5 protein-coding genes are annotated in these 3790 nt (G+C 71.1%); 4 read left to right on the top strand and 1 reads right to left on the bottom strand.

Going from position 1 to position 3790, the window contains the following annotated elements; genetic code table 11:
- The first annotated feature begins 846 nt into the window (after window positions 1-846).
- The 4 genes from ACGFYY_RS34890 (at window position 847) to ACGFYY_RS34875 (ending at window position 3439) form a co-directional block, all read left to right on the top strand.
- Window positions 847-1062 carry a hypothetical protein gene (locus ACGFYY_RS34890; RefSeq protein WP_393715651.1) on the top strand — a complete coding sequence of 72 codons (216 nt, stop codon included), beginning with the start codon at window positions 847-849 and terminating at the stop codon, window positions 1060-1062.
- 26 nt (window positions 1063-1088) lie between these two features.
- Complete coding sequence (locus ACGFYY_RS34885) at window positions 1089-1607, top strand: hypothetical protein (protein WP_365265672.1); 519 nt, start codon at window positions 1089-1091, stop codon at window positions 1605-1607.
- A 136-nt stretch (window positions 1608-1743) separates the two neighbouring features.
- Window positions 1744-2247, top strand: a complete 504-nt coding sequence (locus ACGFYY_RS34880) for a hypothetical protein (protein WP_393715649.1) — start codon at window positions 1744-1746, stop codon at window positions 2245-2247.
- Window positions 2234-3439, top strand: a complete 1206-nt coding sequence (locus ACGFYY_RS34875; RefSeq protein ID WP_393715647.1) for an MAB_1171c family putative transporter — start codon at window positions 2234-2236, stop codon at window positions 3437-3439. The genes ACGFYY_RS34880 and ACGFYY_RS34875 overlap by 14 nt, the downstream gene beginning before the upstream one ends.
- A 48-nt stretch (window positions 3440-3487) precedes the next feature.
- Here ACGFYY_RS34875 and ACGFYY_RS34870 read toward each other — a convergent pair.
- Window positions 3488-3790 (bottom strand): hypothetical protein (locus tag ACGFYY_RS34870; RefSeq protein WP_393715645.1); only part of this gene is annotated, 303 nt, incomplete at its 5' end.

Raw genomic sequence — 3790 nt, 5'->3', positions numbered from 1 at the left:
GCTGACGAGAGGCGATGAGAGGGGCGGACGGCCGACAGCTCGGCCCATCGGTGGTGGATGCGGGTCAGCGCGAGCCCGGCACCACCAACCCACCCCCAAAGCGGGGCAATAAGGGCAATCTTTCGGCCTTCCGGACCGTCCACGCGCGCTGACCCGCATCCACCACGGAACAGCCGCGCTTCCACGCCCTTGCACCCCAAACGGTCGTCGGACGCCTCGCATGGGGAGCACCCCAGGGGCGTGGGCGGCCTATGTCCAGCCACAGACGGTCGTCGGACGCAGGTCGGGCAACGGACCGAGCTCGTGGGCGGCTTATGTCCGACCCAGGACGGTCGTCGGACGCCGAGAGGTGAGGAGCGCGTAGCGATCGGACGCGCTTCCCCCGACACGGAAGGCCCCTCCTGCGGGCCCGTCTCGGGACCGCGCCCACCCGGAGTCGGGTCGGGGGTCTGTGATCGCCCCGCCCCTCAGGCCTTGGACCGGCTCGTTCTTTTGGGGGCTTCTCGGCAGTCTTTCGTTTCTCCGGGGCGGGACGGTCGGTCAAGGGTGGCCGCAGGCCATCGCGAAGCGACGCGACCGCAGGGAGCGCCCTTGAGGGACCGGCCCGCCCCGGAGGGACGATGGGACTGACGGGAAACCCCCAACCCCTCCCCGACGCCGCCCGAGTGGATCCCGACATCACCGAAGCCCCCGCCCGGCTTCCCGACCCCGGCCGGTCGGCCGTCCCACCCCCGACAGTATTCGGCTGCACGTCGCCGGCGACACCCTGGCCAGCCGGTTCAGTGCGTACGGCCCGAGCGGCGTCTCCTGGCACCTCACCCGGGCGGTGCGCTACCGCGGTCCGGCGTGGACATCGCGAACAGCGGGACCGAGCGCCCGGCGACGTACGTCCACCACTGCCACCTGCTGAAGCACGAGGACGACGACCTGATGCGCGCGTTCACGATCATCGACGCCGACACTCCCCTGCCCGTCGACCACGGCGGCGGCCACGGCCACCGACCGCACCGCTCCCGCCCTCCCCTGCCCGACCGGCCCCCGCGGCCGCCATACTGGGGGTGAGCCGGCAGGAAAAGGGATGAGGGCGGATGAGCGAGCGCGACGAGGCCGTGCCCTGTGCCGACCCGGACGGTGAAGAGCGTCCGGTGGACGCGGAGGCCGAAAGGCTGGGCCGGCGGGTGGAGTTCCTGTTCGTCCACGTGCAGCCCCTCGGTCGGCGCTTCACCCTCCAGGAAGTGGTCGACGGGGTACGCGACGGGGCACGTCCCGGCGATCCGAAGATCTCGGTCGGCCGGCTGTGGACCCTGCTCAAGGGCAGGGTCGGCAACCCCACCGTCGGGACCCTCCGTGCGCTGGGCGAGTTCTTCGGAGTGCCCATGGCCTACTTCGTGGACGACGAGGTGGCCGACCGGGTCTCCGCGCAGCTCGCCCTGATCGCGGCCATGCGGGCCAACGACGTCCGGTCGGTGGCTCTGCGGGCCGCGGCGGTGGCCACGATGTCGTCCCACGGCGTGGACACCGTACGGTCCCTGGTCGAGCGCAGCGCGCTGCTCGAAGCCGCGCCGGAGACCGACCGGGCGATCGACCCGCCCGGCCCGCGCGCCTGAGCCCTGCCCGAACACCTGTCTCCTAGTATCGCGTCGGGAAACAGGGGATGCGGCTGGGGGGCTGGGTACCAAGGTGGAACAAGGCAAGTGGCGCGCGTTCAAGACACATTGCGCCGATCTCATCGGGCCGTTACAGGTGCCGCGCCCGTTCACGATCACGAACCTGTCCGCGCTGGTGGCCACCCGGCGCGGACGTCCGTTACGGCTGCTCCCGCTGCCGGGCGATGACAGCGGTGGATCGGGCGTCTGCGGGATGTGGATCGCCTTCGCCGAGACGGACCACGTGTACTACTCCGAGGTCACCAGCCCGGTTCACCAGACGCACATCATCCTGCACGAGCTGGCCCACATGCTGCTCGACCACCAGCAGACCGGTGCACCGCGGGAGGCGGGTCTGCAACGCCTCTTCCCCGACCTGGATCCGGCGATGGCGGCCCGGCTCCTCGCCCGGGGCCGCAGCGGGGCCAGCGATGAGCAGGAGCAGGAGGCGGAGCTCATGGCCTCGCTGATGTGGCAGCACTTCGACGGGGTCCCGGCCGCGCTGCCGTGTGCTTCGCCGACCTCGTCGAATGCCCTGCGCCGGGTCATGAGCACGTTCACCGACGCGTATGGATGGGGCGGTTCGCGTGCGTCCCTTTGATTGCGTGGTGCTGCCGCTGGTCTGGGTGCTCACCGCATGGAGCCTGTTGGGGTTACGGCGGGCGGCCGGCCGCGACCGGGGGATGGTGGCCCTGTGGTCCATGTGGGCGCTGTGGGCCGTCTCCTTCACCGCGGGGGTTCCGGCGGTCCGGCGGGTGATCGACGCGGTGCTCGGCGTCGCGAGCGTCACCAACCTGCTGGTGCACGTGCTGGCGCTGGCTGCGACGTCGGCGATGGTGGAATTCGTCAGGGAGTTGACCGGGCGCTCCCAAGGACGGCTGTCACGGGCCAACTTCATCGGGCTGGCGGTCGCGACGGCCCTTCTGACCTCGGTGTTCGCCGTGATGCCCCGTCCGCACGGGGACGTCGATCTGCTGACCTACAGCCAGAACTCACCGGCGGGGTTCCTCTACTGGATGATCGTGACCGGGGTCGTCGCCATCGGCCTGGCGGCCTGCGCCGTGCTCTGCTGGATCCACGGAAGCCACGCCCATCCGGGTCCGGTGCGTACGTCGCTGTGGCTGATGCGGCTCTCGATGCTCCTCGGAACCGTCTACCTGGCGCATCGACTCGCCTATCTGACGGCCCGGTACCTGCACCTGCAGTGGTTCGATTCGGCGGCGGTCAGGGCGATCACCCAGGCCCTGCTGGTGCTCACGCTGCTTCTCCTGGCGCTGTCCGTGTTGTGGCCCGCCCTGGCCGGCCACGGTCAGCGCCGGATCGCCGCGCGGCAGGGCCGGCGGATCGCTCCGCTGTGGAAGCTGCTGCAGACCGCGACACCGGAGGTGGTTCTTCCGCTGCCCGACGAGTTGCATCGCGGTGCCCCCCGACTGAGGCTCTACCGGTACGTGATCGAGGTCCGGGACAGCATTCTCGCTCTGGAGGGACACGTGGGTGCGGTGCATGTGGCGGCCGCCGAGGCGCGGCTGCGGGCGGCCGGGTTCGGCGGCGATCGCTTGGCAGCCGCCGTGGAAGCGGCGGTCCTGCGGTACGCCATCGCCGCCGAACTCGGGTCTCGCGAGCCGGTGTTCGACCGACGCCCGGTGGCCGGTGACGGGCGCGACCTGGATTCCGAGATCCGGTGGATCGCTCAGGTCGCGGCCGTCATCGACGCTCCGGCGGTGGTCCGGACGGCCGAGCGGTTGTCCGTCCTGCCCGGTGCGCCGTCGCCGAACCCGCCGGGCCGGGGCTGAGTACGGTCGGGCCGGCCCACCCGGGCTGTCGCCCGACCGGGCTGTCGTCTACCTGGGCTGGCCCCAGTCGATGTAGGTCGCCGAGCCGTCGTCGTTGCGCAGGTGGAAGAGGGCCTGCGAGGGCCGCCAGATACCGATGTTCGACGCGGGACCGCCGTTGCCGCCGTCCCAGTTCCCCGCGACCGGGATGTCGTTGCCGCCACCCCAGTCCAGGATCACCAGCGAGCCGTCGTCCATCCGCAGATGGAACTGACCCGTCGACGGACGGAAGATCCCCACGTTGTCCGGACCCGCACCGTCCCAGTTCCCCGAGATCGCCCGGTCCCCCGCCTGACCCCAGTCCACATACGT

The organism is Streptomyces sp. NPDC048331, from assembly GCF_043201215.1.
Taxonomy (GTDB): domain Bacteria; phylum Actinomycetota; class Actinomycetes; order Streptomycetales; family Streptomycetaceae; genus Streptomyces.
Note: the sequence above shows the minus strand (reverse complement) of the source record. Positions and strands in the feature narration are given on the sequence as shown.

Bases quoted from the DNA above. Each gene is read 5' to 3' on its own strand.
- ACGFYY_RS34885 (WP_365265672.1), top strand. From the start codon at position 1,089: ATGAGCGAGCGCGACGAGGCCGTGCCCTGTGCCGACCCGGACGGTGAA.